Origin of the sequence: Dyadobacter sp. (genome assembly GCF_051859145.1) — a bacterium.
GTDB lineage: Bacteria > Bacteroidota > Bacteroidia > Cytophagales > Spirosomataceae > Dyadobacter.
The window spans coordinates 1-2,983 of sequence record NZ_JBHYGF010000460.1; the positions used below are offsets into that span (position 1 = coordinate 1).

4 protein-coding genes are annotated in these 2,983 nt (G+C 44.9%); all 4 read left to right on the forward strand.

The window, feature by feature from the left end:
- Positions 1-474, forward strand: a 474-nt coding sequence (locus tag ACTIE6_RS21880) for an ATP-binding cassette domain-containing protein (RefSeq protein WP_439558659.1), incomplete at its 5' end; no start/stop codon positions are given.
- Positions 474-1,241 (forward strand): ABC transporter permease, encoded by a 768-nt coding sequence (locus ACTIE6_RS21885; protein ID WP_439558660.1) that lies wholly within the window; start codon positions 474-476, stop codon positions 1,239-1,241. The genes ACTIE6_RS21880 and ACTIE6_RS21885, both read left to right, overlap by 1 nt.
- Positions 1,242-1,303: 62 nt before the next feature.
- The gene (gene ric, locus ACTIE6_RS21890) at positions 1,304-2,260 is read left to right on the forward strand and encodes an iron-sulfur cluster repair di-iron protein (RefSeq protein WP_439558661.1); all 957 of its coding nucleotides are present in this window, start codon (positions 1,304-1,306) and stop codon (positions 2,258-2,260) included.
- 19 nt (positions 2,261-2,279) lie between these two features.
- Positions 2,280-2,983: DUF2249 domain-containing protein (locus ACTIE6_RS21895; protein WP_439558662.1), on the forward strand; the 704-nt coding region annotated here is incomplete at its 3' end.

Genomic DNA, 2,983 nt, shown 5'->3' on the forward strand with positions numbered 1-2,983 from the left:
ATGAAGGACATTCGCAAAATACCAGAAAACCTTCTGGACGAAGACCTGATAAAATCATTTGGAATAAATAAGCTGCTCGACAAACGGATGGGGACATTATCTGGTGGAACACGCCAGAAAGTAAGTGCCTGCCTGGCCTTTATGTTCGGTTCACAGGCGCTTATTATGGATGAACCTTCTGCCGGTCTGGACCCGGTCTCGTCAGAAATACTGCGGGAAAAAATCCTTGTTGAAAAAGAAAAAAACAAGCTGGTGATTATCACCTCTCATATTCTGAGCGAGCTGGACGATCTGATCACAGGGGTTATCTACATGCAGGACGGCCGCATGCTGTTTCAAAAAAGTTTGGACGCGCTACGAAAAGATACAGGAGAAGAAAAGCTCTCAAGGGCCATTGCCCGGGTGATGCGCCAACACGATGAAAGTGACGGTTTACAGGCGGCGACAGTTAATACATCCCAACTAAGAAACTGATGAAGAAGCTTGTAAAATATATCATTACAGACATCCTCCGTAGCCGGACCATGATTGCCTATACAGTGGTGCTGCTGGTGATTTCATTCTCCGTTTTCAGTATAGAAGACAATCCGGCCAAAGGGATTCTGAGCCTTTTGAACATCATCCTGTTTATCGTTCCGCTGGTCAGCATTATATTTTCTACTATTTATATATATAACAGCAACGAATTTATCGAATTATTGGTGAGCCAGCCGCTTCAAAGAAAATCAATATGGCTGAGCATGTTCGCCGGACTGGCCGTTTCGCTGAGCCTTGCATTTTTTGCCGGGGCCGGTATCGTAATCCTGCTCTATGCCTGGTCGATGACAGGCGCGATCATGCTTGGTTGTGGCGTATTGCTTTCCATTGTGTTTGCAGCCATTGCCATGCTGGCTTCAGTCAAAATTAGGGATAAAGCAAAAGGTATTGGTACCGCAATATTGCTATGGCTTTATTTTTCGATGCTATTTGATACCCTTGTCCTGTTCTTACTTTTCCAATTTTCTGACTACCCCATTGAAAAAGGAATGATTGCACTTTCGTTCCTGAATCCGATCGACCTGAGCAGAGTGCTCATTCTTCTTAGAATTGATGTATCGGCCATGATGGGTTACACCGGGGCTGTTTTCCAAAGCTTTTTCGGTAGTGAAGTTGGTATGGTGATCGCTCTGGCAATTATGATGACCTGGATCGCTGTACCATTGAGTATTTCCACCATCAGGTTCAACAAGAAAGACTTATAAGGTTTCAATAGCCTTGCAGTTAATTAGCCCAAATAGATAATATACACTTTAATTAAAAAACAATGGAAACGATTCAAACCATAGATGTAACTGTTATAGAACCACGCCTTAAACATTCCACAATTTTTCAGCATTTTGATATATTGCAACCGGGCGAGACATTTATCATTTTTAATGACCACGATCCAAAACCGCTCTATTATCAACTGCTTGGTGAGAGAGGTGATATCTTCACCTGGAGTTATCTTCAAGAGGGCCCAATACACTGGCAGGTTAAAATCACAAAAAAACGATCGCTGCCTGCAGATGAAACCGTCGGGCAAATTGCTTCAAAAGACATTCGCAAAGCAGAAGCCTTCAAAAAGTTGGGAATAGATTTCTGCTGCGGCGGTAAAAGGACACTAAAACAGGCGATGCATGCCGCCAACATCAGCGAGAAGCAATTGGAAGCCGCCCTGGCAGATACGGCTCAGCTGCCAGCCACTCAGCAACCCTTGAATTTTGCAGCGTGGCAACCGGGTTTTCTGGCCGACTATATCACCAATGTACATCATAGCTATATCCGCGAAAACGGCCCTGTGATTGAAGGTCTTGCCAACAAAGTAGCCGACCGCCACGGGGACCGCCAACCGGAACTCTATGCACTTTCAGAGCAGGTACAATTACTTCTTGCAGATCTTTACCAGCATTTAGACAAAGAAGAAAACATTTTGTTTCCGGCAATAAAACAGCTGGCTTCTGCTATAAATACCGGAGAAATAAGCGACAACACTGTTATTGCTTCGGCGATAGAACTTATGGAACAGGAACACGAATCAGCTGGTGAGGATCTGCGGAGCCTGCGGAAAATAACCAATCAGTATCAGCTGCCGCCGGGCGCCTGTAATTCGTACACCTATCTTTTTGAAAAATTAAAAGAATTTGAAAACGATTTATTTAACCATATCCATTTGGAAAACAATATTCTGTTTCCAAAAGCCCTGCAATTGCAGCAGCAGCTGACTGGCACCGGGGCATAAATCTGAAACGGACAATATCATGGTCACAATCACAAATCATACCAAGCTATCGGAGATTATCCTGGCTAATTCTGACAGCATTGACGCAATAGCTGCAATCGCAAAGCCATTGGAAAAGCTTAAAAACCCGCTACTTCGAAAGTTAATGGCTTCACGCATTACATTGTCAGAAGCTGCGAACATGAGTGGTTGTGACCTTGATATGTTCAGGCAGGCATTAATACCGCTGGGGTTCAGCTTTGATCAAGAAGATGCTGTAAACGAAAAAGAAATCGAAAAAAAACCGCAGTGGCTGCTTAATATTCCACACGACAAGATTTCCAGTTTTGACGTTCGTCCGCTTATGGAATTCGGCGACGATCCGCTTAAAGTGATTGTGAAAAAATTTGGGGCACTCACAGACGGCGAAGTCCTGTGTATCATCAACTCATTTGTCCCCTATCCACTGATCAGCCTGCTTGCTGGCAAGTCGCTCACATTCACTGCACAGACCGGCCCATCAGAACATCACACCTGGCTGCTGAAACGCTTTTGTGAGGTAAACCCATCTGTCGAAAAAACGCTTGGCAAAGCGCTAATCATGGATGATGAAACGTCTTTTGCCGCCGCGCTGGCAAACTTTCCCGAACCCGCAGTGAAACGCATCGACGTAAGGCATCTTCAGATGCCCGCCCCCATGCAGACGATTCTTGATGCCCTGACTGGACTCAGCGATAGTGATGC

Coding starts and splice junctions, on each gene's coding strand:
- ACTIE6_RS21885 (WP_439558660.1), top strand. CDS start 474: ATGAAGAAGCTTGTAAAATATATCATTACAGACATCCTCCGTAGCCGG.
- ric (WP_439558661.1), top strand. CDS start 1,304: ATGGAAACGATTCAAACCATAGATGTAACTGTTATAGAACCACGCCTT.